Annotated in this window: 20 protein-coding genes; 13 read left to right on the top strand and 7 right to left on the bottom strand. The window is 72.3% G+C overall.

The genetic code is table 11. From position 1 onward, the window contains the following. Positions 1 to 28 precede the first annotated feature (28 nt). The 7 genes from ABZ930_RS04410 (at position 29) to ABZ930_RS04380 (ending at position 7226) form a co-directional block, all read left to right on the top strand. Positions 29 to 1294 carry an extracellular solute-binding protein gene (locus ABZ930_RS04410; protein WP_361541238.1) on the top strand — a complete coding sequence of 422 codons (1266 nt, stop codon included), beginning with the start codon at positions 29 to 31 and terminating at the stop codon, positions 1292 to 1294. A 123-nt stretch (positions 1295 to 1417) separates the two neighbouring features. After that, positions 1418 to 2323, top strand: coding sequence for a sugar ABC transporter permease (locus tag ABZ930_RS04405; protein WP_361541235.1), 906 nt, complete (start codon positions 1418 to 1420; stop codon positions 2321 to 2323). 2 nt (positions 2324 to 2325) lie between these two features. Then, the gene (locus ABZ930_RS04400) at positions 2326 to 3252 is read left to right on the top strand and encodes a carbohydrate ABC transporter permease (protein WP_361541232.1); all 927 of its coding nucleotides are present in this window, start codon (positions 2326 to 2328) and stop codon (positions 3250 to 3252) included. An 8-nt stretch (positions 3253 to 3260) separates the two neighbouring features. Next, positions 3261 to 4292, top strand: coding sequence for an epimerase (locus ABZ930_RS04395; RefSeq protein WP_361541229.1), 1032 nt, complete (start codon positions 3261 to 3263; stop codon positions 4290 to 4292). 8 nt (positions 4293 to 4300) lie between these two features. Beyond that, entirely contained in the window at positions 4301 to 5329 is a 1029-nt protein-coding gene (locus ABZ930_RS04390) for a dihydrodipicolinate synthase family protein (protein ID WP_361541226.1), read from the top strand. Then, positions 5313 to 6326, top strand: a complete 1014-nt coding sequence (locus tag ABZ930_RS04385; protein ID WP_361541223.1) for a hydroxyacid dehydrogenase — start codon at positions 5313 to 5315, stop codon at positions 6324 to 6326. Before ABZ930_RS04390 ends, ABZ930_RS04385 begins: the two co-directional genes overlap by 17 nt. A gap of 51 nt (positions 6327 to 6377) precedes the next feature. Further along, positions 6378 to 7226, top strand: coding sequence for a fumarylacetoacetate hydrolase family protein (locus ABZ930_RS04380; RefSeq protein WP_361541220.1), 849 nt, complete (start codon positions 6378 to 6380; stop codon positions 7224 to 7226). Positions 7227 to 7242: 16 nt separating this feature from the next. On the opposite strand, the gene ABZ930_RS04375 is transcribed toward ABZ930_RS04380, so the two are convergent. The 4 genes from ABZ930_RS04375 to ABZ930_RS04360 are packed head-to-tail and all read right to left on the bottom strand — an operon-like array spanning position 7243 to position 11595. Then, a complete protein-coding gene (locus tag ABZ930_RS04375) occupies positions 7243 to 8406 on the bottom strand; it encodes an acyl-CoA dehydrogenase family protein (RefSeq protein ID WP_361541217.1) in 1164 nt (387 codons plus the stop codon). Next, the gene (locus ABZ930_RS04370) at positions 8406 to 9482 is read right to left on the bottom strand and encodes an alcohol dehydrogenase catalytic domain-containing protein (RefSeq protein WP_361541214.1); all 1077 of its coding nucleotides are present in this window, start codon (positions 9480 to 9482) and stop codon (positions 8406 to 8408) included. The genes ABZ930_RS04375 and ABZ930_RS04370 overlap by 1 nt, the downstream gene beginning before the upstream one ends. Further along, on the bottom strand, positions 9479 to 9958 hold the full coding sequence (locus tag ABZ930_RS04365) for a DUF4334 domain-containing protein (RefSeq protein WP_361541211.1): 480 nt from the start codon (positions 9956 to 9958) through the stop codon (positions 9479 to 9481). Before ABZ930_RS04365 ends, ABZ930_RS04370 begins: the two co-directional genes overlap by 4 nt. Next, positions 9955 to 11595 (bottom strand): succinic semialdehyde dehydrogenase, encoded by a 1641-nt coding sequence (locus ABZ930_RS04360; RefSeq protein ID WP_361541208.1) that lies wholly within the window; start codon positions 11593 to 11595, stop codon positions 9955 to 9957. The genes ABZ930_RS04365 and ABZ930_RS04360 overlap by 4 nt, the downstream gene beginning before the upstream one ends. Before the next feature lie 202 nt (positions 11596 to 11797). Here ABZ930_RS04360 and ABZ930_RS04355 point away from each other — a divergent pair, with 202 nt between their 5' ends. Further along, on the top strand, positions 11798 to 13003 hold the full coding sequence (locus tag ABZ930_RS04355) for an oxygenase MpaB family protein (protein WP_361541205.1): 1206 nt from the start codon (positions 11798 to 11800) through the stop codon (positions 13001 to 13003). Positions 13004 to 13036: 33 nt separating this feature from the next. Here ABZ930_RS04355 and ABZ930_RS04350 read toward each other — a convergent pair whose 3' ends face one another. Beyond that, positions 13037 to 14200 carry a TetR/AcrR family transcriptional regulator gene (locus ABZ930_RS04350; protein ID WP_361541685.1) on the bottom strand — a complete coding sequence of 388 codons (1164 nt, stop codon included), beginning with the start codon at positions 14198 to 14200 and terminating at the stop codon, positions 13037 to 13039. Positions 14201 to 14380: 180 nt separating this feature from the next. On the opposite strand from ABZ930_RS04350, the gene ABZ930_RS04345 reads away from it, so the two are divergent. From ABZ930_RS04345 to ABZ930_RS04330, 4 genes are all read left to right on the top strand, one after another. Then, positions 14381 to 15949: a long-chain-fatty-acid--CoA ligase gene (locus ABZ930_RS04345; RefSeq protein ID WP_361541202.1), complete on the top strand. Its 1569-nt coding sequence runs from the start codon at positions 14381 to 14383 to the stop codon at positions 15947 to 15949. A 108-nt stretch (positions 15950 to 16057) separates the two neighbouring features. After that, positions 16058 to 17059 (top strand): Gfo/Idh/MocA family oxidoreductase, encoded by a 1002-nt coding sequence (locus ABZ930_RS04340; protein WP_361541199.1) that lies wholly within the window; start codon positions 16058 to 16060, stop codon positions 17057 to 17059. 119 nt (positions 17060 to 17178) lie between these two features. Continuing rightward, positions 17179 to 18150, top strand: coding sequence for a hypothetical protein (locus tag ABZ930_RS04335; RefSeq protein WP_361541196.1), 972 nt, complete (start codon positions 17179 to 17181; stop codon positions 18148 to 18150). A 125-nt stretch (positions 18151 to 18275) separates the two neighbouring features. Then, positions 18276 to 19733: a benzaldehyde dehydrogenase gene (locus ABZ930_RS04330; RefSeq protein ID WP_361541193.1), complete on the top strand. Its 1458-nt coding sequence runs from the start codon at positions 18276 to 18278 to the stop codon at positions 19731 to 19733. 27 nt (positions 19734 to 19760) lie between these two features. Here ABZ930_RS04330 and ABZ930_RS04325 read toward each other — a convergent pair whose 3' ends face one another. Together ABZ930_RS04325 and ABZ930_RS04320 are read right to left on the bottom strand one after the other, a co-directional pair. Continuing rightward, the gene (locus ABZ930_RS04325) at positions 19761 to 21122 is read right to left on the bottom strand and encodes a C1 family peptidase (protein ID WP_361541190.1); all 1362 of its coding nucleotides are present in this window, start codon (positions 21120 to 21122) and stop codon (positions 19761 to 19763) included. Between the two features lie 112 nt (positions 21123 to 21234). After that, positions 21235 to 22395 carry a CoA transferase gene (locus tag ABZ930_RS04320; RefSeq protein ID WP_361541187.1) on the bottom strand — a complete coding sequence of 387 codons (1161 nt, stop codon included), beginning with the start codon at positions 22393 to 22395 and terminating at the stop codon, positions 21235 to 21237. Positions 22396 to 22594: 199 nt separating this feature from the next. Between ABZ930_RS04320 and ABZ930_RS04315 the strand changes: the two genes are divergently transcribed. Beyond that, on the top strand, positions 22595 to 23737 hold the full coding sequence (locus ABZ930_RS04315) for an acyl-CoA dehydrogenase family protein (RefSeq protein WP_361541184.1): 1143 nt from the start codon (positions 22595 to 22597) through the stop codon (positions 23735 to 23737).

The following is a 23737-nucleotide window of genomic DNA, read 5'->3' as shown; positions in this document are numbered from 1 at the left end:
CCTTTCCACGTCCCTGGAGGCGACCCTCATGTCCCGTACCACGCACCGGAGTTCCAGACTGCGCGCGGCGGCCGCGCCGGCCCTCGCCACCGTCCTCGCCGTGAGTGCCCTCGCCGGGTGCGGCGGCTCGGGCAGCGGCTCCGACAGCAAGACCGTCACCATGTGGACCTACCCCGTGATCTTCGACGAGGCGAAGAACAAGGCGTACTGGGACGGTCTGGTCTCCGCGTTCGAGAAGAAGCACGAGGGTGTCACCGTCAAGGTGGAGACCTTCCCGTGGGCCAACCGCGACACCCAGCTGGCCACGGCCATCGCCTCCGGCAAGGGGCCCGACGTCGTGTACCTGATCCCGGACCAGCTGCCCAAGTACGCGAAGAACATCGTGCCCGCCGACGACTACATGCCGGCCGACGCGAAGAAGGACTACACCGACTTCGCGCTGGAGTCGGTCACCGTCGACGGCAAGGCGCTCGGCACTCCCGTGCTCACCAGCGCCAACCCGCTGATCTGCGACAAGCGGGTCTTCAAGGCGATCGGCGAGACGTCCTACCCGACGTCATGGGCAGAACTGGAGTCGCTCGCGCCGAAGTTGAAGAAGAAGGGCTACTACGCCACCAGCTACAGCGGTGACACGCAGCAGACGCTCAACATGACGTTCTACCCGCTGCTCTGGCAGGCGGGCGGCGACGTGTTCGCCGAGGACGGGAAGACGACGACGTTCAACAGCGCCGCGGGCGTGAAGGCGCTGACCTATCTGAAGAAGCTGGTCGACGGCGGGTACACCGACAAGGACCTGGTGACGACGACGCCGAAGCTGGAGCAGACGCCGGTCGCCAAGGGCAAGGTCGCCTGCACCTGGCAGAACACCCCCGCGGACGTCGAGCCGTTCTGGGGCAAGGAGAACATCGTCGTCCAGCCGCCCCTGAAGGACGCCAAGTCGGTCGGGTACGGGACGGTCGGCGCGCTGTCCATGCTGAAGGGCGCCAACACGAAGCTGGCCGGTGACTGGATCGGCTTCGTCGCCGAGCCGAAGAACGCGGCCGGTCTGGAGAAGGGCGCCGGATACTTCCCGGCGCGCGAGTCGGCCGGCGACCTGTACCCGGGTGACGCGCTCCAGAAGGCCGTCGGCGACACCCTGCCGACCATGACGGCCGGCCCGCTCCAGGACAAGGCCCGTGAGGTCATGGGTGTGCTCGCGCCCGAGATCCAGGCGGCACTGCTCGGCAAGAAGTCCCCGAAGGACGCCCTGGACACCGCCGCGAAGGCGGCCGACGCGATGGCCGCCCGAGGCTGAGCGAATCAAGCCCGTCCGGCGATTGAGGACTGGGGGTGCAGGGGGCGAAGCCCCCGCCGCCCGCCCCGGGCGGCGCCTCCCGGCAGCCGCACCCCCATCCCCCGTACCGCAAGGAGTCCAACCGTGACAGCAGTCGCGGACCACACCCGCCGAACCAGCCGCCGCGGCCCCCAGGCACGCCGCGAAGCCCGGATCGGCCTGCTGTTCGTCCTTCCCTGTTTCCTCCTCTTCCTCGCCTTCCGGTTCGGTCCGGGTGTCGCCGGTGTGCTGATGAGCTTCACCGACTACACCCTGACCGGCGGCGGAAAGTTCATCGGCGCCGACAACTTCACGCGCCTGTGGGCCGATCCGCTGTTCTGGAAGTCCCTCAGGGTCACCGTCCTGTACACGGTGCTCGCCGTGCCGGGCACGCTGGTCGCGTCGGTGGCGCTCGCCCTGCTGACGCGGCGGGCGTTCCGCGGCTCGAAGGTGTTCCGTTCGGTCTTCTTCCTGCCGGTCGTCACCTCGCTGGTGCTGGCCGCCACCGTCTTCGTGTGGATCTTCTCGACGGGCGGCCCGTGGGCGACGTTCGTCAGCTGGTTCGGCATGTCCGACGAGTCGTGGCTGACGTCGGACACGCTGGTCGTGCCCGCGCTGGCCGTCGTCGGGATCTGGTCCCGCTTCGGCTACGGGATGCTGATCCTGCTGGCCCGGATGCAGGACATCCCCCGGGAGCTTGAGGAGGCCGCGCTGACCGACGGCGCGGGGCCCTGGCAGCGCTTCCGGCACATCGTGCTGCCGCAGCTGAGGCCCGCGCTGTTCTTCCTCGCCGTCATCGAGACGACCGCGTCGTTCCAGGTGTTCGACGCCGTCTACACGATGACCGGCGGCGGCCCCGCCAACGCCAGCTACACGCTCGTGTTCCAGCTGTACGACGCGGGCTTCAAGTACTTCGACCTGGGCTACGCCTCCGCGATCGGGGTCGCCCTGTTCGTGCTGACCCTCGTGGTCGCCGTCGTCCAGCGGCTCGTGATCGGGAAGGACCAGTGACCATGACCGCACCCCCCGTCGAGAAGACCCCGACTCCCGTGCCGGAGGCGCCCGTTCGCCCGTCGCGGCGGCTGCGCAGGGAGGCCGAGCGGGACTTCGTGCCGGCCGGGCTGCGCGGCACCCTCGGCGGCCGGATCGTGCGCGGCGTGCTGCTCACGATCGCCGCGCTCGCCACGATCTTCCCGTTCTACGCGATGGTCGTCCTGTCGCTGAAGCCGTCCGCCGCGGTCGAGTTCCCCGGCAGTCTGCTGCCGTGGCCGCTGACCGGCGAGGCGTACGACTCGGTGCTCGGCTCGCAGGACGTGCCGCGCTGGCTGCTCAACACACTGGTCTACTCGGTCGTCTCCGTGGTCGGCGTGCTGCTGCTCGCCTCGCTCGCGGGGTACGCGTTCGCCAAGAAGCGCTTCCCGGGTCGCGAGGCGATGTTCTGGTCGTTCCTGTCGATGGTGATGGTCCCCTACCACGTCACGATGATCCCGACCTTCGCGATGATCGCGAAGCTGGGCGGCGTCGACACGTACTGGGGCCTCATCGTGCCGACCCTCGCGAACGCCCAGGCGGTGTTCCTGATGCGGCAGTTCATCCAGGGGCTGCCCGACGAGCTGTTCGAGGCGGCGCGGCTCGACGGGTGCAGCGAGTGGCAGGTGTTCCGCCGGATCGTGCTGCCGCTCCTGAAGCCGATCCTCGCCACGCTCGGCGTGTTCGTCTTCCTGTGGCACTGGAACGACTTCCTGTGGCCGCTCGTCATCGGCCAGTCCACCGACATGCGCACGCTCACCGTGGGCATCGCCTCGCTCCAGCAGCAGAACGTGCCGCTGAACGTGGTCCTGTCGGGTTCCGTCATCGCGTTCGTGCCCATCTTCGCCGCGTATCTGGTGGGCCAGCGCTACTTCACCGAGGGCGTCACGGCGTCCGGGATCAAGGGTTGAGTTCCACGATGTTCACAGATGAGGCGGCGCTCGAAGAGCGCCTGGCCACCCCCTCCCCCGCGCTCGTCGCGGACCTCGCCGGGCTCGACGGCGATCTGCTGGTGCTCGGCGCGGGCGGCAAGATGGGCCCGAGCCTGTGCCGGCTCGCGCGCCGCGCCCTGGACGCGGCGGGCCGAACCGATGTCGCCGTGCACGCGGTGTCGCGCTGGTCGGACCCGGAGGCGGCGCGCGCCCTGGAGGCCGCCGACGGGGTGCGCACGGTCGCCTTCGACCTGATGGACCCGGAGGCCGACCTCGCCGCCCTGCCGGACGCGGGCAACATCGTGTTCATGGTGGGCGCCAAGTTCGGCTCCGCCGGGGCGCCCTCGCACGCCTGGGCGGTGAACGCGGCCATGCCGGACCGCGTCGCGCGCCGCTGGCCGACGGCCCGGATAGCCGCGTTCTCCACCGGCAACGTGTACCCGCTGGTGCCGGTCGGCTCGGGCGGCTGCACCGAGGACGACCCGGTCGCCCCGGTCGGCGAGTACGCCATGTCGTGCCTGGGCCGCGAGCGGATCTTCGGCCACGCCGCCCTCACCCGGGGCACGCCCGTCGCCCTGATCCGCCTCAACTACGCGGTGGACCTGCGCTACGGAGTCCTCGCCGACATCGCCTCCCGGGTCCGCGCGGGCGAACCGGTCGACGTGACGACCGGGCATGCCAACGTGGTCTGGCAGGGGTACGCCAACGAGGTCGCGCTGCGGTCGCTGCGCCACGCGACGGACGGCGACGGCTTCACGGTGAACCTCACCGGCCCGGAGACGGCATCGGTGCGCAGGCTCGCGCACTGGTTCGGCGCCGAGTTCGGGAAGGAGCCGTCCTTCGCGGGCACGGAGGCGCCGACCGCGCTGCTGTCCGACGCCAGCCGCTGCCACGCCCTGTTCGGCTATCCGGACGTGCCGCTGCGCACGCTCGTGAGCTGGCAGGCCGACTGGCTGCGCCGGGGTCTGCCGCTGTCCGGCAAGCCCACCAAGTTCCAGGTCCGCGACGGAAGGTTCTGAACCGCACCATGACCGCCCTCGAAGTGCTCTCCCAGGGCACCGTCATCCCCGCCCATCCCCTCGCCCTCGACGCCGACCGCAGGCTCGACGAACGCCGCCAGCGGGCGCTGACCCGGTACTACCTGGCGTCCGGCGCCGGCGGTGTCGCGGTGGCCGTCCACACCACCCAGTTCGAGATCCGCGAACCCTCGGTGGGTCTGCTGAAGCCGGTCCTCGAACTGGCCGCCGAGACGGCACGGGCCGAGGCGGGCCGTCCCTTCGTGAAGGTGGCCGGGGCCTGCGGGTACACGGCGCAGGCCGTCGCCGAGGCCGAACTCGCGGCGTCGCTCGGCTACGACGCGGTGCTGCTGAGCCCCGCCGTGCCGGGCGCCGACGAGAAGGGCCTCCTCGACCGGGCACGGGCGGTCGGCGAGGTGCTGCCGGTCATCGGCTTCTACCTCCAGGAGGCCGTCGGCGGGCGGTACCTGTCGCCGTCGTTCTGGTCCGCGTTCGCGGACCTGCCGTCCACGGCGGCCGTGAAGATCGCGCCCTTCGACCGGTACCGGACCGCCGACGTCATCCGGGCGGTGGGCGCCGCCGACCGCGCGGCCGAGGTGGCGCTGTACACCGGCAACGACGACGACATCATCGGCGACCTGCTGACGCCGTACGAGACGGCGGGCGGGCGGCGCTGGTTCGCGGGCGGGCTGCTCGGGCAGTGGGCCGTGTGGACCCGGTCGGCGGCGACGCTCCTGGAGGACGTGCGCGCGGCGCGGGCCGGTGACCACGAGGCGCTGCTGCGCTGTCTGACCCGGCGCCCCGAACTGACCGACGCCAACCAGGCCGTCTTCGACGTGCGCGGCGCGTTCCGCGGCTGCATCGCCGGTGTCCATGAAGTCCTGCGCCGTCAGGGCCTGTTGGCGGGCATCTGGTGCCTTGATCCGGCCGAGACGATGTCGCCGGGGCAGGCCGACGAGCTGACCCGGGTGGCGGCCGCGTACCCGTGGCTGACGGACGACGACTTCGTGAAGGAGCACCTGGATGACTGGCTCCGCTGAGCGGCCGAAGGTCGTGGTGAGCGTGCCGCCGGGGCGGCGGGAGGAGTTCTTCACCGCGGAGACCTGGCGGCGCCTCGACGGCGCGGCCGAGCTGACCGTCCTCGACCGGCACCAGGACCGGGCGGCGCTGACCGCGGCCCTGCCGGGCGCCCGCGCACTGATCAGCTCCTGGGGCACCCCCCGGATCGGTGCGGAACTCCTGAACTGCGCACCTGAGTTGGAGCTGGTGGCGCACACCGGTTCGGCCGTCGCCCCGTACGTCACGGAGGAGGTGTTCCGGCGCGGGGTGCGGGTCACACAGGCCGGGGACGAGATGGCGCGGCCCGTCGCCGAGGTCGCCCTCGCCTTCACGCTCGCCCTGCTGCACCGCACGCACCGCTTCGACCACGCGCTGCGCACCGGCGCACCGTGGGAGGACGCCGGACAGGCGCCGCCCCGGCACGAGATCCACGGCAGCGCGATCGGGGTGATCGGCGCGTCCCGCACGGGCCGGGCCTACATCCCGCTCGCCCGGGCGCTGGGGGCGCGGGTCTCGGTCAGCGACCCGTACCTGTCGCCGTCGGAGGCGGACCGGCTCGGCGTACGACTGCTGCCGCTCGACGAGCTGCTGAGGAGCAGCAGGGTGGTCGCCGTGCACGCCCCGGCGACCGAGGAGACCCGCCATCTTCTCGACGCGGAGCGGCTCGCGCTGCTGCCCGACGGGGCCGGTCTGGTGAACACGGCCCGCTCCTGGCTCGTCGACGAGTCCGCGCTCGCCGCCGAACTGCGCACCGGCCGGATCGACGCCGCCGTCGACGTCTTCGACGCGGAGCCGCTGCCGGTCGGGCATCCCTTCCGCGCCCTGCCGAACGTCCTGCTCACCCCGCACACCGCCGCGGGCACCGTGGAGTGCCGGCAGCGGCTCGGCGCGAGCGCCGTGACCGAGGTGGTGCGGCTGCTCGACGGGCTGCCCGCGCTCACCGCGGTCGGCGTGGAGGCGCTGGCGCGGCTGCACTGAATCACCGGTAACACCCGTACGTCACAAGAAGAGTTGGAGAATCCACCCCTCATGCGTCTCATGCGCGTCGGTGAGCCGGGCCGCGAACGGCCCGTCCTCGCCGCCCCCGACGGCCGCCACCACGATCTGTCCTCGGTGACGGACGACATCGACGGCACCTTCCTCACGGCGCTCGCGGAGCGCCCCGGGCTCGTGCCGCCGGCGGCCGAGCTGCCCGAGATCGACGTCACCGGGCAGCGCGTGGGCGCGCCCGTGGCCCGGCCGTCGGCGGTGCTGTGCATCGGCCAGAACTACGCGGCGCACGCCGCCGAGTCGGGCGCGGAGCCGCCCGAGCGGCCGATCCTGTTCTACAAGTCGCCGAACACGGTCGTCGGTCCGTACGACGACGTGCTGATCCCGCGCGGCGGGGAGAAGACCGACTGGGAGGTCGAGCTGGCGGTCGTCATCGGCCGCCGCGCCGCCTATCTCGACTCGCCCGACGAGGCGCTCGCGCACGTCGCCGGGTACGCGGTCAGCAACGACGTCTCCGAGCGGGCCTTCCAGCTGGAGGTGTCGGGCGGCCAGTGGTCCAAGGGCAAGAGCTGCGCCACGTTCAACCCGCTCGGTCCGGTCCTGGTGACGGCGGACGAGGCCGGCGACCCGCAGGGGCTTCGGCTGCGGTCGTGGGTCAACGGGGAACCGCGGCAGGACTCGGTGACCGCCGACATGATCTTCTCCGTCGGCGAGATCGTGCATCACCTCTCGCAGTACCTGGTCCTGGAGCCGGGCGACGTCGTCAACACCGGCACACCGCAGGGCGTGGCCCTGTCGGGCCGCTTCCCCTACCTGGGCGACGGCGACGTGATGGAGATGGAGATCGCCGGGCTCGGCCGGCAGCGTTCGGTCTGCCGGCCGGCCTGAAGCGGGGGCGTCCGGTCTACAGGTCGAGGTCGCGGGCGACGATCTCCTTCATGATCTCCGTGGTGCCGCCGTAGATGGTGGTGATGCGCGAGTCGAGGTAGTCGTGCGCGATGGGGTACTCGAGCATGTAGCCGTAGGCGCCGTGCAGTTGGAGGCAGCGTCCGACGATGTCGACGTAGTGCTCCGTTGCCCAGAACTTCGCGGCGGCGGCGTCGACGGCGCTCAGGGCGCCGCGGGAGTGCCGGGCGAGCAGGTCGTCGATGTAGGTGCGGCCCACCCGGGCGGTGGTGACCATGTCGGCCAGCTGGAAGCGGGTGTTCTGGAAGGATCCGACGCTCCGGCCGAACGCCTTGCGCTCCCGCACATACGCGACGGTCCGCTCCAGGACGCCCTCGATGGACGCCATGGCGTTGGCCGCGATCGAGATCCGCTCCTGGGGGAGGTTGCGCATCAGGTTCTTGAAGCCGGAGCCCTCGGCGCCGAGCAGATTCCCGGCCGGGACGCGGACGTCCTGGAAGAACAGCTCACTGGTGTCCTGGGCGTGCAGGCCGACCTTCCTCAGGTTCCGGCCGCGGGAGAAGCCGGGCCTGTCCGCCTCGACGACGAGCAGGCTGAGGCCGCCGTGGCGGTCGGGTCCGGTGCGGACGGCCGTCACCACCAGGTCGGCGTTCTGGCCGTTGGAGATGAAGACCTTGCTGCCGTTGACGACGTAGTCGTCGCCGTCGCGGACGGCGGTGGTGGCGATGCCCGCCAGGTCGCTGCCGGTGCCGGGTTCCGTCATCGCGACCGCGACGACGAGCCGGCCGGCCGCGATGCCCGGCAGCCAGCGGGCCTTCTGCGCGTCGTCGGTGAGGTCGGTGAAGTAGGGCACGACGATGTCGTTGGAGAGCCCCACCGCGGCGAGGCCGTCCGAGGCGGGGTGGCGGGAGAACTCCTCGCCGATCACCGCGTTGAAGCGGAAGTCGGTGATCCCGCCGCCGCCGTACTCCTCGGGGATGTTGAAGCCGAGGAGTCCGGCGCGGGCGGCCTCCTCGAAGAGGTCCCGGTCGACCCTGCCCGCCTCCCGCCACCGCTCGGCGTGCGGAGCGGCATGTTTGTCGACGAACGCGCGGACCGTCTCCCGCAGCAGTTCGTGGTCCTCCTCGTAGAGCGACCGCTCTCCGATCACAGGGCTGGCCATCAGGTCTCCGATCCGGAGTGGGGTCGTACGGGCGGGAGGAGCACGGGCTTCAGCGTGTGCCCGGCCCGCTGGTCGGTCACCGCCTGGTCGAAGGCGTCCAGGGGGTAGGTGGTCACGAGGTCGTCCAGAGGCAGACGGCCCTGTGCGTGGCGCCGGATCAGTTCGGGCACGAGCAGTGCCGGCCGGGCGTCGCCCTCGACGCAGCCGCGCAGTCGCAGCCCGCGCAGCGTCAGGGCCCGCACGTCGATCCCGGCCGTGGCGGGCCCGAGGCCGACCAGGGCCAGCGTGCCGCGCGGCCGCAGCAGGGCGAGGGCGCCGGCGATCGCCTCGGGGCGGCCCGTGGTGTCGAGCGCGTGGGTCACCGTCCCGATCGGCTCGTCCAGGGATGCGGCGGCCGTCGCCCCGTGGCGGACGGCGCGGGCACGGCGCGCGGCGACGGGCTCCGCCACGACGACCTCGACGCGGTCGGACAGCGCGGTCAGTACGGCGGCCGTGCCGACCGCGCCGGCGCCGACCACGAGGAGCCGGTCGCCGGGGCGCGGCCGCAGGACGTTGAGCACCGCGCCCGCCCCGGTCAGGAAGCCGCACCCGAGCGGGGCGGCGGTCTCCGGGGCGATGTCGCCGACCGGAACGCACGAGCGGGCGTCGGCGAGCGCGGCCGCCGCGAACGAGGACTGTCCGAAGTAGGAGCCGAACACCGGTGTGCCGTCGACGCGGATCGTCGGCGATCCGTCGGCCCGGCGCCCCGAGCCGTTGAGCGCGGCCGTGTGGTCGCAGTAGGCGGGCCGGCCGGCGCGGCACTGTCCGCACCGGCCGCAGGACGCGAAGGAGATGACCACGCGGTCCCCCACGCCGAGCGTGTCGACGTCCGCGCCCAGCCGCTCGACGATGCCGCATCCCTCGTGGCCGAGCACCGCGGGCCGGTCGCCGAGCGCCTTGCGGGTGACCAGGTCGGTGGGGCAGACGCCGACCGCCTCGATCCTGACGACGACCTCGCCCGGGCGCGGGTCGTCGAGTTCGGCCTCGACGATCTCGCCCGGTCCCGGGCCGCGCGACAGCAGCACCGAGGTTCTCACTCGCGCTCCAGGCCGAAGTAGAAGTGGCGGCCCTGCGCGAGCACGACGTCGGGTTTGCCGTTCATGATGCCCATCAGGGTGGTGTCGTCCACGCGCTTGAAGTGGTCGAGCACGGGCATGCCGTCGTAGACCATGGTGGCGGTCACCTCACCGCGGAACTCGACGTTCCACAGGCTGGCTCCGCCGCGGCCCGCCTTGGTGTCGGAGTAGAGGCCACCGTCCTCGGCGCGGCAGATCAGGGGTGCGGCGTCGTCGGGCGCGTCGAACCGCTTGCCGTGCCATCGGCTCGCGGCGAGCACCTTCTCGATGGGATGGCCGGTCAGGAAGGCGAAACCGTGCCAGGAGCCGAGAATCGACGACGCGTCGACGGTCTCCAGGTCGGCCCAGAGGGCGTCGAGTTCGGCCGGGTCGTGCGGTCCGGCCGCCGCGCGCAGGGCCTGCCAGCGTGCGCGTACGCCGCGCGTGTCGCCGCTCATCGCACACCGAGCCGGCGCAGCAGGGCCAGTTGTGCGTTGGTGCGGCGGACGAAGGTGCGCACGGCGTCCTCCCCCGGTTTCGGTGGTCCGAGCGGCAGGAGCCGCTGGGTGGCGATCGTCTGGGTCTCGGTGTACTTGCGGATGCCCTCGGCTCCGTGGCGGCGGCCGAGTCCGCTGTCGCCCATGCCGCCCATGCCGGCCTCGATGCTGCCGGCCGCGGCGGCGGCGCCGTCGTTGATGTTGACCGACCCGGCGCGGATCCGCGCCGCCAGCCGGGCGGCTTCGCGGGTGTCCTTGGACCAGATCGACGCCGAGAGTCCGTAGCTGCCCTGGTTGGCGAGGCCCACGGCCTCGTCGTCCGAGCCGACGGCGTAGAGGGAGACCACCGGGCCGAAGGTCTCCTGCCCGCACACGGACATGTCGTGGGTGACGCCTTCGAGGACGGTCGGTTCGTAGAAGAGCGGGCCGATGTCGGGGCGGGCCCGGCCGCCCGTGAGTACCGTCGCGCCCTTCGCCACGGCCTCGTCGACCTGGGCGGCGACGGCTTCGAGCCGGGCCGCCGATGCCAGTGATCCGAGGTCCGCCGTGTAGTCGTAGTCCGCGCCGAGTCGCAACTCCTCTGTCGCTCGCAGGAGTTCGGCGCGGAAGGCGTCGTGGACGCTCTCGTGCACGTAGACGCGCTCGATGTGGATGCACATCTGCCCGGTGTTGGCGAAGGCCGCCGCCACCGTGCCGGCCGCGGCGGCGGGGAGGTCGGCGTCCGCGCGGACGATCAGCGGGTTCTTGCCGCCGAGTTCGAGCGAGGCCCCGACCAGTCGGCGCGCGGCCCGCTCGGCGACCGTGCGGCCGGTGGCGGTCGAGCCGGTGAAGCAGACGAAGTCCACGGCGTCGGTGAGCGCGGTGCCCACCGCGGCCCCGGGCCCGGCGACGATCTGCCACAGCCCGGCGGGCAGTCCGGCCTCCGCCATCAGGTCGCGGGTCCACAGCAGGGTCAGCGCGGTCTGCTCGTCGGCCTTGGAGACCACGGCGTTCCCGGCGAGGAGGGCGGGCAGCACATCGCCGACGCCGAGGTAGAGCGGGTAGTTCCACGGGGAGACGATGCCGACGACGCCCTTCGGCACGCGGACCTCCCTGACCTTCGTCAGGCCGGGCACCATGCCGCGCACCCGGCGCGGGGCCAGGTAGTGCCGGGCGCGCCGCGCGTAGTGCCGGGCGATCGCCGCGACCTGCGCCACCTCCATCCAGGCGTGGTAGCGCGCCTTGCCGGTCTCCCACTGGATCAGGTCGAGCACCTGCTCCTGGCGGCTCACCAGCAGGTCGTGGAAGGCGAGGACGACGTCGCCGCGGCGGCCCGGTGCCGACTGCGCCCAGCCCGGTCGGGCGGCCCGGGCCTCGACCACCGCCGCCTCGACGTCCTGCGGGCCGCACGCGGGGACGGCCGCGATCGGCGTCAGGTCGAACGGCGCGAGGGCGGTCACCGGCTCCGCGCCCCCGCCGCCCGCCGCGTCCCTGCTCACCCAACCGCACCAGCGCGCGATCAGCTCGTCCGTCACCCACGCCGGCCGGGCGGTCCCCGGGACCGGGCGGTCGGGCGGCAGGCCGTCGGGCACCGGGATCTCGTCCTGCTCCGTGGTCATGCGCGCTCCTCGGTCGTGGTCCGAGCCGGCGACGGCCCCCTGACATCGCTCGCGCCGCTGCCCTTGTCGACGTCGGCGCGCCTCGCTATGTTAATCAAAAATCACATCCTGGAACAAGCTCCTGAGACTGGCCGTCAGCGCCAACTCCGAGCATTTCACGGCGAGATGAGCCGTACGCCCTACCAGGAAAGCGAGCAAGTGAATGAGCAATCTCAGCCGCAGAAGAGTCCTGTCGCTCGGGGCCGCTCTGGGCCTCGTGAGCGCGACGGGCACCACCGGCGCCTGGGCGTGGTCCCCTGCGGGTTCGGTCGCCGGCAGCGGTACGGGCACCGATCCCGAGTACGTGTGGGACGACGAGGTGGACCGGCTGTTGGCCTCCCTCATCGACGACGGCGGGGTCCCGGCGGTCAACAGCGCGATGGCGTCATGGGTGAACAACAACGACCCGCTGCCCGGCGGCCTGCCCGCCGACCTCACCGCCTACCTCCAGCGGGTCAACAAGCTGCCGTCCTGGGCGGATCCCGCGAAGCTGGCCCGCGCCGCCGACTTCAACCGCCGCAAGGACACGTACCTCTTCGTGCTGTACGGCCTGGGCAGCGGCATCATGAGCACGGTGATCCCGCGTGAGGCCAAGAGCGTCTACTGGTCGGCGGGCGGCGCGAACATGAAGGACCGCGCGGCCAAGACCTTCACGTTCGGCTACGACCTGGCGCAGCTCAAGGGGTACGAGCCGACGGGGCAGTTCATCGTCACGGCGAACAAGACACGTCTGGTGCACGCCGGGGTGCGGCATCTGCTGCCGCAGTCACCGCACTGGAGCGCGGTCGCGGACCAGAAGATCCCGATCAGCAACGCGGACATCCTGGTCACCTTCCACAGCCTCGGCACGTACGTGCGCCGGAAGCTGCTCGACTGGAAGGTGCCGTTCTCCGCGGCGGACCAGGAGGCCTTCCTGCACAGCTGGCAGGTCGCGCTGCACCTGCTCGGCGTGCAGGACCAGTACATCCCGAAGACGTGGGCCGACGCGGAGGCGCAGTCGGGTCAGGTGCTGACCCCGATCCTGTCCCCGACGACCGAGGGCATCGAACTGGCCGAGGACCTGCTCGGGTTGACCGCCCAGGTCGACCTGGGCGTCACCCGCGGTTTCCTCAACGAGTTCGTGCGCTACGTCCTCAGCGACGAGATCGGTGACTGGCTGGGGCTGAAGCGCGACTACGCCTCGGCCGCGCTGATCCGCACCGTGTGGCCGGCCTTCATCCTGTTCCGCGAGGGTCTTTCGCCCGTGGCGCCCGCCGCGTTCTACGTGTTCGACCAGTTCGTGCGCGCGCTGGCCATGGCGTTCCTGAACAACGGGACCTCGGGCACGACCACGCCCATCGTGATCCCGACGGGCAACCGGCCGTCCTGAACCCGCCGGGCCGGGCACGCTCCCGGCCCGGCCTCAGAGTCCCAGCGCTCCGACGACGAGGGCCGTCACGGCGGCGCGGCGGTCGGGGCCGTCGCGCCAGCGCAGGCTGCGTCCGGCCTCGACCACCACGCCGAACCCGGCGTGCACCAGCACCCGGGCCTGGCGCGGGTCGAGCTCCGGGCGGGCCAGCCTCAACTGCTGCTCCCACACGGCGATGTGCTCGCGCTGGGCCTGCACCAGGGGACGCTGGAGGTCGGCCGGGAGACCGGCGAACTCCGCTTCGGCGACGCTGGTGAGCGCGGTGTGCTCGAAGCTGTAGGCCACGTACGTCGCCGCGAGCGCGCCGATGGCCTCGCGCGGCCCGGCCACCTCGTGCAGGCTCCGGTCCACGGCCTGCGCGAGGAGTCCGGCCGCCTGGAGGCACGCGGCGGCGAGGATGTCGACCTTGCCCGGGTAGTGGCGGTAGAGCGCGGACGGGGCGAGGCCGACCGCGCGGGCGATCTGGCCGTTCGTGACGGCGGCGAACCCGTCGCGGGCGAACAGCGGGACGGCCGCCGCGAGGATCTCCCCGCGCCGTGAGCGCGGCACCGGCAGGGCGGGTAGTTCGACGGAGGCGCCGCTCCCGGCGCCTCCCGCGGGGTCGGTCCCGACCACGCGCAGGGCGCAGTCCACCAGCAGTTCCTCGACCCGGCGCTGAGCGATGGAGGTGTGGTGCATGGTGAGGGAGCCGATGGCGCCGAGCGCCGCCACCACCCGCAACTGCTCGTCCGGCAGCGGGCGTTCGCGCCGCACCGCCTCGGAGACCCGTCCGACGACGTACCCGAACTTGGCGCGCAGGCGCCTGCGGTCCTCGCGGTTGAGGTACCTGGCCTCCCAGCGGTACACCCCGCCCGAGGCGCGATGGGCGACGGTGACCCGGACCAGGGCGGTGAACACCTCCGCCGGGTCCGCCTGCGGGGGCAGTGCGTCGAGCGCGGCGACGAGCCGGTCCGCCATGGCGTGCGCGCACTCGGCGAACAGCGCGTACTTGTTCGGGAAGTGCCGGTACAGGGCGGCGGCGGTGATGCCGACGCGGGTGGCGATCTCCTCCATGGACGCCGCGTGGAAACCGCGCTCGCTGAAGAGCCGGCCGGCCGCCTCGACGATGAGCTGCCTGCGGTTGCGGGGCCGGGTGGCCGAGGTCGACGCGACGGTCATGACCGGCCGGGCGACTGCGGGTACGAGGGCATGAAGCTCAGTCAACCACACCCGGGGCCGCACCCGGAGCGATGTGATTCTCCATTAACAAAATGCTTCACGAGCCTTCTCCGCGAGCGGTGTTGACGGGCACAATGCGGCAGCGGCCACCGATCGCCACGACCCCCGAGGAGTCGCCCCATGACGACCGCCACGGCTCCCGCCTGGTCCTTCCGGCACCATTGGATGTCCCAGGCGGCCACCCACGCGATGATGCGCCCCGACAAGCCCGCGCTGCGCCATCTCGGCCGGACCACGACCTGGGCCCAGCTCTCCGGGCGCTCGCTGCGGCTCGCCGCCGCGCTCGCCGACCGGGGGATCACCGAGGGCGACCGCGTGGTGCTGCTCACGCTGAACCATCCGTGGTTCGTGGAGAGCGTGTTCGCGGCGAACAGCCTCGGCGCCATGGCCGTTCCGCTCAGCTTCCGGCTCGCGCCGCCGGAACTGGACGACATCCTCGACGACTGCACGCCCGCGGCGGCCGTCGTCGACGCGCGGCTGCTGCCGCTGCTCGAGGCAGCGCCGAACGCCGCGTCGATCGGCACGGTCGTCGTCATCGGTGACGCGCCGGACGACGCCCTCGCCCGGGGCCGGCTCGCGTACGAGGACCTCCTCGCGGCCCACGAGCCGATGGAACTGCCCGACATCAGCGAGGACTCGACCGCGCTGATCATGTACACCTCGGGCACCACGGGCCGCCCGAAGGGCGTGCTGCTCTCCCACCGCAACATGCAGGTGCAGGCGCTCACCTGCATCCGCGCGATGGAGATCTTCGACGACTCCGACGTCGGCTTCCTGACCGCCCCCTTCTTCCACATCGCCGGTCTGGGCTCGATGGTGGCGAACTTCGTGGTGGGCAGCACGGTCGTGATCCATCCGCTGGGGGCCTTCGACCCGCAGGAGGTGCTGGACGCCTATGAACGCGAGGGCGCCACGGTCGTGTTCAACGTTCCGCAGCAGTGGGACCTGCTCTGCGCCCAGCCCGACATCGACAAGCGGGACCTGAAGCTGCGGATCATCAGCTGGGGTGCCGCCCCGGCGAGCGACGCGACGCTGCGCGCGATGGCGGAGAAGTTCCCCGGCGCGCTCAACGTCGCCGTGTTCGGCCAGACCGAGACCTCCCCCATCACGTGTGTGCTGCGCGGCGAGGACTCGCTGCGCAAGCTGGGCTCGGTCGGCCGGCCGATCCCGAGCATCCAGTACCGCATCGTCGACCCCGACATGAACGACGTACCGGCCGGGGAGATCGGCGAGATCGTCTACCGGGGGCCCTCCGTGTCCCGGGGCTACTGGAACAGGCCGCAGGAGACGGCCGAGGCGTTCGACGGCGGCTGGTTCCACTCGGGGGACCTCGTCACCCAGGACGACGAGGGCTTCGTCCGGGTGGTCGACCGCAAGAAGGACATGATCATCAGCGGCGGCGAGAACATCTACTGCGCCGAGCTGGAGAACGCCGTCGCCGCGCATCCCTCCGTGCGCGAGGTCGCGGTCATCGGCCGGCCCGACGCACGCTGGGGCCAGGTGCCGGTCGCCTACGTCACCGTGGCCCCCGGGGCCGAACTGTCGCTGGCCGCCCTGACGGACTTCCTCGACGGACGGCTCGCCTCCTTCAAGCGGCCCAAGGACCTGGTCGTCCTCGGCGAACTGCCCAGGAACGCGGGCGGCAAGGTGGTCAAGCCACTGCTGCGGTCCCGGGACGCGACGCGCTGAACCGGGTGCGGACGCGCCCTCGCCCCGCTCCCCGTCCTTCGGGTAGGAACAGCGGGACACGAGGGCGCCGGCGAAACCGTCCGGGGCCGTGACCGAAGGAGACACCACGTGCCCCTGGGAGTAGCCGTCGTCGGGACCGGGAAGATGGGTGCCGATCACGTCCGCCGGATCGACACGGCGATCAGCGGCGCGCGCGTCGCGGCCGTCGCCGACATCGAGGTGGAGCGCGCGCGGAAGGTGGCCGCCGACCTCGACGGCTGCACCGCGCACGCCGACGCGGCCGCCGCGCTGGCGGCGCCCGGTGTGGACGCGGTGCTCATCGCCTCCTCCGGACCCGCGCACGAGGAGGCGCTCGTGCGGGCGCTCGCCCTCGGCCTTCCGGTGCTGTGCGAGAAGCCGCTGACGCCGGACGCGGCGAGTGCGCACCGGATCGTCGAGGCGGAGCGGCGCCTCGGGCACCGCCTGATCCAGGTCGGCTTCATGCGCCGGTTCGACGCGGAGTACGGACAGTTGAAGGCGGCGCTCGACGCCGGTGGGCTCGGCCGCCCGCTGATGCTGCATCAGCGGCACCGCAACACCGCCACGCCCGGCCACTTCACCGAGAAGATGATGATCACCGACTCGGCGGTGCACGAGATGGACATCACCCGCTGGCTCACCGGGCACGAGATCGCCGCGGTCCAGGTCGTCAAGCCCGCTCCCCTGCCCTCGTCGATGAACGGCGTCCCCGACCCGCAACTGGTGATCCTGGAGACGACGGGCGGGGTGGTCGCCGACGTGGAGCTGTACCGCAACGCGGGCTTCGGCGACCAGGTCCAGTGCGAGGTGGTCTGCGAGCACGGCACGGCACGGATCGGCGACGGTCACGCCATGGTCGTCCAGACGGCGGGCCGCTGGGGCGGCGCCATCGACCAGGACTACCTCACCCGTTTCCGGGCCGCCTACGACCGCGAGGTGCAGGCCTGGGTGGACGCGACGCTGGCGGGCCGCGTCGTCGGCCCGTCCTCCTGGGACGGCTACGCGGCGGCCGCCGCCTGCGAGGCGGGCGTGACGGCCCAGTCGACCGGGAGGCGCACGGTCGTGGAACTCGCCGACGACGAGCCCTTCTGACCCGCCCGCCGGCGAACCGGAGGAGTCCGGACAAAGGCCGCGGCGCAGAACCGCGGCCGCTCGCCCCAGCGTCCTCACCAGTGACAACAGCCCCTCAGGACGCAGGAGAAGACCGCTTGATGTCGCGCACCGCCCAGGACGACCGCCCCGTGCCCCCGACGGGCGACGGCCCGCGCCGCGGCATCGTCCCAACGGCGTTCGGCGTCCTGCGGCGGCACCGGGCGCAGCTGGCGGGCGCGACGGTACGGGTCGTCGGCCTGTCCGGCCTTGTCTGGCTGCTGCTGACGGCCGCGGTCTTCGCGCTCTCCTGGCAGCTGTTCACCACCATGCGCAACAGGGTCCTGTACTACCACTACAACGAGGATCCGTATCTGCACGACCACAGCGACCTGGTGCTCGTCGCCCTCTGGACGCTCCCGCTGTTCCTGCTCCTGCTCGGGACCGGCAGCGCGACCCTGCAGTGGGTGTGCTCGCGCGCCGTCGCGGCGGGGACGGACGAGCGCCGCCCGGAGCGGCCCCGGCTGCGGCCGATGCTGACCGTGTATCTGCTGCGCGGGTTCATCGTGTGGACGCTGCCCCTGGTCGCCTACGAAGTGGCGCACCGGCTCACCGGCTCCCAGCTCGACACCCCGCTGCCCCTGGAGCGCGACTCGTGGGCGTACGCCTTCGTGTCGAACCTCCCATTGGCGGCCCTGGTGGTGGCCGCCGTCCTGCGGCTCGCGCTGGCCCTCGCCCCGGCGGCCGTGGCCGACGGGCTCGGCGCGCGGGCGGCGCTGCGCCGGTCGTGGCGGCAGACGACGACGCTCGCCGGAAGCGTGCGGGTGCTCGCCCTCGCGGTGCCGCTCGCCGTCGTCGTCGCCGCCGTGCTGCGCCTGGTGGTGCAGGTCGCCCTGCCGCTGCGGCCCGCCGTGCGGGGGCTGGTCGAAGGGGCCACGGGCAACTTCTTCGCCGGCTACTACGCGGGCCTCCTCGCCCCCGTCATCGTCGGCATCCTGTGCGCCGCGGCTCTGGTCCTGCCCGTCAGCTGCACCGTCCTCGCGGTCCTGCACGACCGGCTGCCCGCGCGCAGCCCGGCGTCCAACGCGCTGTAACGCTCATCGCGCCCGCACCCCCGGCCCCACCGGTCGATGAGTTACGTTCGCGAGCAGGGCGGCGGCCCCGCCCTGTCGCTCCCCACGCGGCCCCGCATCCGTCATCGGCCCCTTTGGAGGCACTCATGACTCTGCTCGCCCCCGCACTCTGGTCCGGCAAGGCCGCCGTCGGCGGCTGGTCCACTCCGACGGGCGGCACGGCCGACGTCGTCGAGCCCGCCACCGGCGAGGTGCTGGACAGGATCGGCGTCACCACCGCCGAGGACGTCGCGGTCGCGGCCGAGCGCGCGGCACGCGCCCAGCTCGCCTGGGCCCGCACCCCGTACACCGAGCGCGCCGCCGTGCTGCGCCGGGCCGGTGACCTGTTCACCCGGTACGCCGAGGAGATACAGGGCTGGCTGGTCCGGGAGGCCGGTTCGATCCCCGGCAAGGCCGCCTTCGAGACGACGACCGCGGCCCAGGAGTGCTACGAGGCGGCGGCGCTCGCGTCCCGGCCGCTCGGCGAGGTGCTGCCCTCGGCCGAGCCGCGGCTGAGCTTCGCGCGCCGGGTGCCCGCCGGGGTGGTCGGGGTGATCGCGCCGTTCAACGTGCCGCTGGTCCTCGGCATCCGGTCGGTCGCGCCCGCCCTCGCCCTGGGCAACGCCGTGCTCCTCAAGCCCGATCTGCGGACGGCGGTGTCCGGCGGTGTGGCGATCGTGCGGGTCTTCGAGGAGGCCGGGCTGCCCGAGGACGTGCTGCATCTGCTGCCGGGCGGCGCCGACACCGGTGCCGCGCTCGTGGAGGCGCCACAGGTGCGGGTCGTCTCGTTCACCGGCTCGACCGCCGCTGGCCGCGCGGTGGGCGCGGCGGCCGCCCGCCACCTCAAGCGGGCCCACCTCGAACTCGGCGGCAACTCCGCGCTGATCGTGCTGCCCGACGCCGATCTGGAGCGCGCCGCGTCGACGGCCGCCTGGGGCTCCTTCTTCCACCAGGGCCAGGTCTGCATGACCACGGGGCGGCACCTCGTGCACTCCGACGTCGCCGACGAGTACGTCGAGCGGCTGGCGGAGAAGGCCGCCCACCTGCCGGTCGGCGACCCGCACAAGGAGCAGGTCGCGCTCGGTCCCGTCATCGACGCCGGACAGCGCGACAAGATCCACGCGCTGGTCACGGCCAGCGTCGACGGCGGCGCGCGCCTCGCGGCCGGCGGCACCTACGAGGAGCTGTTCTACCGGCCGACCGTCCTCACCGGCGTCACCGACGCCTCGCCCGCGTACGCGGAGGAGGTCTTCGGGCCGGTGGCCCCGGTGCGGGTCTACGCGGACGAGGACGAGGCCGTGGCGCTGGCCACGGCATCCTCGTACGGCCTTTCCCTGGGCATTCTCACCCGGGACGTGATGCGCGGCCTCGACCTCGCCGAGCGGATCCCGACGGGGCTGGTCCACATCAACGACCAGACGGTCAACGACGAGGCGGTGGCGCCGTTCGGCGGCGTCGCCGCGTCCGGGACCGGGGCGCGGTTCGGCGGCGCCGCCAACATCGAGGCGTTCACGGAGACCCGCTGGATCACGGCCCGGTCGGCACCGGCGGCCTATCCCTTCTGATCCCTTCTGATCCCTTCTGATCCGGCGTCAGCGCGCGAGCGCGCCCATCGGGTCCCAGGCCGGGAGGACGATCGGCGGCTCGGCGAGGGCCTCGGCGAGCTCCGGCGGCAGCGCGGAGCGGCGCACCGCGACCTCGAAGACGTGCTCGCCGAACCAGGAGTCGTTCATCGTCCAGAAGCCCTTGTCGGCCTTCTCGCCGCCCCAGCTGTTCTCGACCCGCCAGCGGCGCGGTTCGTCGTCCACCACGTCCACGCCGGTGAACAGCATGGCGTGCGTCATCTGCGTCTCGTGGTGGAGCAGCCGCTCCGCCTTGTCCATCGCGAACGGCGCGTCGTAGACGGCCTCGTAGTCGTACAGGTTCGCGTCCCAGAGACCGAGGTCGGCGCGCATCATCCGGCCGACGTCGCAACCGAACCAGACCGGCTCGCCGCCGACGACGGCGTCCATGGTGAGCCGCTTGAGGAGGTCCATCTCCACGTTCAGATAGACCACGGGCGGGGCCTCGACGACGTTCCCCAGGTGCTCGACGGTGAAGGTCCTGCCGGCCGGGCTCGACTCCCGCGGGTCGTGGACGAGGCACACGTACTCGTCGAGGGGTATCCGGACGTACGCGGCGGCGAACTCGGCCGGGGTCAGCCAGCCCTCGCGGTGGAACTCCTGGTCCTTGTCCCGCCACTGCCACAGGAACCGCCGCGGGGGCGTGCCGAGGTGGATGCTGAGCACGCGGTGCACGGCGGCGAGCACGTCGGCCTTGTGCTCGCGCTGCGCCTCGGTCCCGTCGGCGGCCAGCCGGCGCAGGTCCCGGGCGCCGCGCCGCAGCAGGCTCTTCAGCGCCCGGTTCATCGGCCCGGTGGCGGACGAGCTCTCGGTCTCCGGCATGGCCGTCTTCGGTACGAGTCCGTGCTTGGCGACCAGCGCCACGAACATGTTCCACTGTCCGCCGTCGCTGATGGGGTCGCCGAGCAGATGCGCCACCGTCCGGTCGTCGACGTCGGCGCCGGAGGTGTCGATGACGGACTCCAGGAAGTAGTTCGCCCGCTCGAACTTGTCCCACCAGAGCACGTAGTTCTGGGAGAACTCGAAGTCCTTCACGCCGAGTTCACGCGCGGCGCCGACCCGCAGCAGGTTGAGGCCGGCGAACATCCAGCAGCGGCCGCTCTTCTTCTGGTTGGTGACCTTCCAGTCGTCCAGGTGGTGGGAGACCGAGTGGTCGGCGGCGGTCACGATCCGCCGGTCCAGGGCGATGTCGTCCACCGGCGTCTGGGTCACGGCGTTCTGCATCAGCCGGTTCGCCGGCCGGGCGGCGAACTCCTTCTCGAACATCTCGATGCGTGCCGGGGTGAGGCTGCGGTCGTCGGTCTGGGGAGAGTGAGGGTTTCCGAGCGTCACGGTGATCCGCTTCCAGTTCTCTTGACGGCCCGTGTTCGCGCGGGCCTGGGACAGGCAGGAGGGAGAACGCGGTTTCACCGTTCCACGGCTTTTCTGCCGCAGTCAACGGCGTTCAGGCACCGTTCGCGCCGAGCCATTCGGCCGTGACCTGGTCGGTGTGCGCGCCGAGGGCGGGGCTCGGTGCCGTCGGGGCCGGGGCCGTCTCCCGCCCGTGCGGGCCGAAGTGGGCGGGCTGGCGGAGATAGGGGGTGCGGCCGAGGACGGGGTGGTCGAACTCTCCGACCAGACCGCGCTGTCGGATCTGCTCGCTGTCGAGGGCCTGGGCGAGGTCCTGGATCGGGGCGGCCGGCACGCCCTCCGCCCGGGCCAGCTTCAGCGCTTCCTCGGTGCTCAGCCCGCCGGACCACTCCTCGGTGATCCGGCGCACCTCGTCCCTGTTGCGGGTCCGGACGGTGTCGTCGTGGAAGCGCGGGTCCGCGGGCAGGTCGGGGCGGCCCACGAGCCGCGCGAACCGGGCGAAGACACCGTCGGATGCGACGGCGACGGCGAGGATTCCGTCGGCGGTGCGGTAGGTGTCGAAGGGGGTGGAGACCGGATGCCGGTTGCCGACCCGTCCGGGCAGGTCGCCGGTCGCCGTGAGCAGGCTCATCGCCGTCACCTGCAACGAGACGAGCGAGTCGAGCATGGCGACGTCGACGTGCCGGCCGCGGCCGGTGCGCTCCCGGTCGAACAGGGCGGCGCCGACGGCCCAGGAGGCGAAGAGCCCGGCGATCAGGTCGCCGACGGACTCGCCCACCCTGGTCGGCGGCCCGTCGGGGGTGCCGGTGCCGGCCATCAGGCCCGACATGGCCTGCACGATCAGGTCGTAGGCGGGGTGATTGCGCATCGGCCCGCTCTGTCCGAACCCGGAGATGCTCGCGTAGACCAGGCGCGGGTTGACCGTGGAGAGCGCGGCGTGGTCGATGCCGAGGCGTTCGGCGACGCCGGGGCGGTAGTTCTCGACGAGGACGTCGGCGCGCTCGGCCAGGCGCAGCAGCAGCGCGTGGCCGTCGGGGTTCTTCAGGTCGAGCACGATGCTGCGCTTGCCCCGGTTGAGCTGGGCGAAGTACACGCTCTCGCCGTCCCGGAAGGGGCCGAGGTGCCGGGCGTCGTCCCCGGTGGGCGGTTCGACCTTGACGACGTCGGCGCCGAGGTCGGCCAGCAGGGAGGTGCAGTACGGGCCGGCCAGCACCCGGCTGAGGTCGAGCACCCGCAGGCCCTGGAAGACAGTCATCGTGTCGCGCCTTTCCGTTCGTGAGGCCGCGGGGGTGGACGGCCCGCGGCAACCGGAACGTATGCGGACGCGGTCCGGGGCGTCGATGTGCGCGTGCACGAAGCACGGGCCGATCCTCGTGCGCGCGCACCTTGGCGCGGGGCGGGGCGGTGCGCGGCAATGGACCGGCCTTGATGGACGCACCCCGAAGGAGCACGGCATGACGCCGTTTCTGCTGCCCCCGATGTACGACGAGTTCCGCGCCGCGGCCCGCGCCTTCGCCGAGAAGGAGCTGGCTCCCCGGGCGGCGGAGACCGATGAGCGGGCCGAGTTCCCGCACGACAACTACCGGCGGATGGTCGCCGCGGGCCTGCACGCGCCGGGTGTGCCGGAGGAGTTCGGGGGCGACGGGATGGACGCGATCGCAGCGGCCATCGCGGTGGAGGAGGTGGCGCGGGCCTGCGCGTCCTCGTCGACGATCCAGACGTCCAACAAGCTCGGTGTCACACCGCTGTTGCTGGCCGGTACGCCGGAGCAGCGCGGCCGCTATCTGCCCGAGGTCGCCTCGGGCGGGGCGTTGATGGCCTACGCGATCAGTGAGCGGGAGGCGGGCAGCGACGTCGGCGCGATGCGCTGCCGGGCCGCCGCCGACGGGGACGGCTGGGTGCTGGACGGGGTGAAGACGTGGATCACCTCGGCGGGCGTCGCCAAGTATCTGATCGTGTTCGCGGTCACCGACCCGGAGGCGGGCTCGCGCGGCATCTCGGCGTTCGTCGTGCACGCGGACGACGCCGGGATCTCGTACGGCGAGCCGGAGCGGAAGATGGGGCTGAAGGGCTCGGTCACCCGCGAGGTCTACTTCGACGGCTGCCGGATCCCCGGCGACCGGCTGCTCGGCGAGCGCGGCAAGGGGCTGCGCCTCGCGCTGGGCACGCTGGACCACACCCGGGTCTCGGTGGGCGCGCAGGCGCTGGGCATCGCGCAGGGCGCCCTCGATCTGGCGACCGGCTATGTGCGCGAGCGCCGCCAGTTCGGGCAGGCGATCGCGGACTTCCAGGGGGTGCGGTTCATGCTCGCCGACATGGCGATGAAGGTGGAGTCGGCCCGGCAGATGGTCTACGCGGCCGCCGCGCGCAGCAGCGTGAACGCCGACGACCTGACGTACTTCGGCGCGGCCGCCAAGTGTCTGGCCTCCGACACCGCCATGTCGGTCACGACCGACGCGGTGCAGTTGCTCGGCGGCTACGGCTACACGAAGGACTTCCCGGCCGAGCGGATGATGCGCGACGCGAAGATCACGCAGATCTACGAGGGCACGAACCAGATCCAGCGGATCGTGGTGTCGCGCAAGCTGCTGCGCTGA

Source organism: Streptomyces sp. NPDC046716 (assembly GCF_040645755.1).
GTDB lineage: Bacteria > Actinomycetota > Actinomycetes > Streptomycetales > Streptomycetaceae > Streptomyces.
Note: the sequence above shows the minus strand (reverse complement) of the source record. Positions and strands in the feature narration are given on the sequence as shown.

Bases quoted from the DNA above. Each gene is read 5' to 3' on its own strand.
- ABZ930_RS04400 (WP_361541232.1), top strand. From the start codon at position 2,326: ATGACCGCACCCCCCGTCGAGAAGACCCCGACTCCCGTGCCGGAGGCG.
- ABZ930_RS04320 (WP_361541187.1), bottom strand. From the start codon at position 22,395: ATGACTGTCTTCCAGGGCCTGCGGGTGCTCGACCTCAGCCGGGTGCTG.
- ABZ930_RS04330 (WP_361541193.1), top strand. From the start codon at position 18,276: ATGACTCTGCTCGCCCCCGCACTCTGGTCCGGCAAGGCCGCCGTCGGC.
- ABZ930_RS04375 (WP_361541217.1), bottom strand. From the start codon at position 8,406: ATGGCCAGCCCTGTGATCGGAGAGCGGTCGCTCTACGAGGAGGACCAC.
- ABZ930_RS04395 (WP_361541229.1), top strand. From the start codon at position 3,261: ATGTTCACAGATGAGGCGGCGCTCGAAGAGCGCCTGGCCACCCCCTCC.
- ABZ930_RS04365 (WP_361541211.1), bottom strand. From the start codon at position 9,958: ATGAGCGGCGACACGCGCGGCGTACGCGCACGCTGGCAGGCCCTGCGC.
- ABZ930_RS04410 (WP_361541238.1), top strand. From the start codon at position 29: ATGTCCCGTACCACGCACCGGAGTTCCAGACTGCGCGCGGCGGCCGCG.
- ABZ930_RS04360 (WP_361541208.1), bottom strand. From the start codon at position 11,595: ATGACCACGGAGCAGGACGAGATCCCGGTGCCCGACGGCCTGCCGCCC.
- ABZ930_RS04350 (WP_361541685.1), bottom strand. From the start codon at position 14,200: ATGACCGTCGCGTCGACCTCGGCCACCCGGCCCCGCAACCGCAGGCAG.
- ABZ930_RS04385 (WP_361541223.1), top strand. From the start codon at position 5,313: ATGACTGGCTCCGCTGAGCGGCCGAAGGTCGTGGTGAGCGTGCCGCCG.
- ABZ930_RS04380 (WP_361541220.1), top strand. From the start codon at position 6,378: ATGCGTCTCATGCGCGTCGGTGAGCCGGGCCGCGAACGGCCCGTCCTC.
- ABZ930_RS04345 (WP_361541202.1), top strand. From the start codon at position 14,381: ATGACGACCGCCACGGCTCCCGCCTGGTCCTTCCGGCACCATTGGATG.
- ABZ930_RS04335 (WP_361541196.1), top strand. From the start codon at position 17,179: ATGTCGCGCACCGCCCAGGACGACCGCCCCGTGCCCCCGACGGGCGAC.
- ABZ930_RS04390 (WP_361541226.1), top strand. From the start codon at position 4,301: ATGACCGCCCTCGAAGTGCTCTCCCAGGGCACCGTCATCCCCGCCCAT.
- ABZ930_RS04315 (WP_361541184.1), top strand. From the start codon at position 22,595: ATGACGCCGTTTCTGCTGCCCCCGATGTACGACGAGTTCCGCGCCGCG.
- ABZ930_RS04355 (WP_361541205.1), top strand. From the start codon at position 11,798: ATGAGCAATCTCAGCCGCAGAAGAGTCCTGTCGCTCGGGGCCGCTCTG.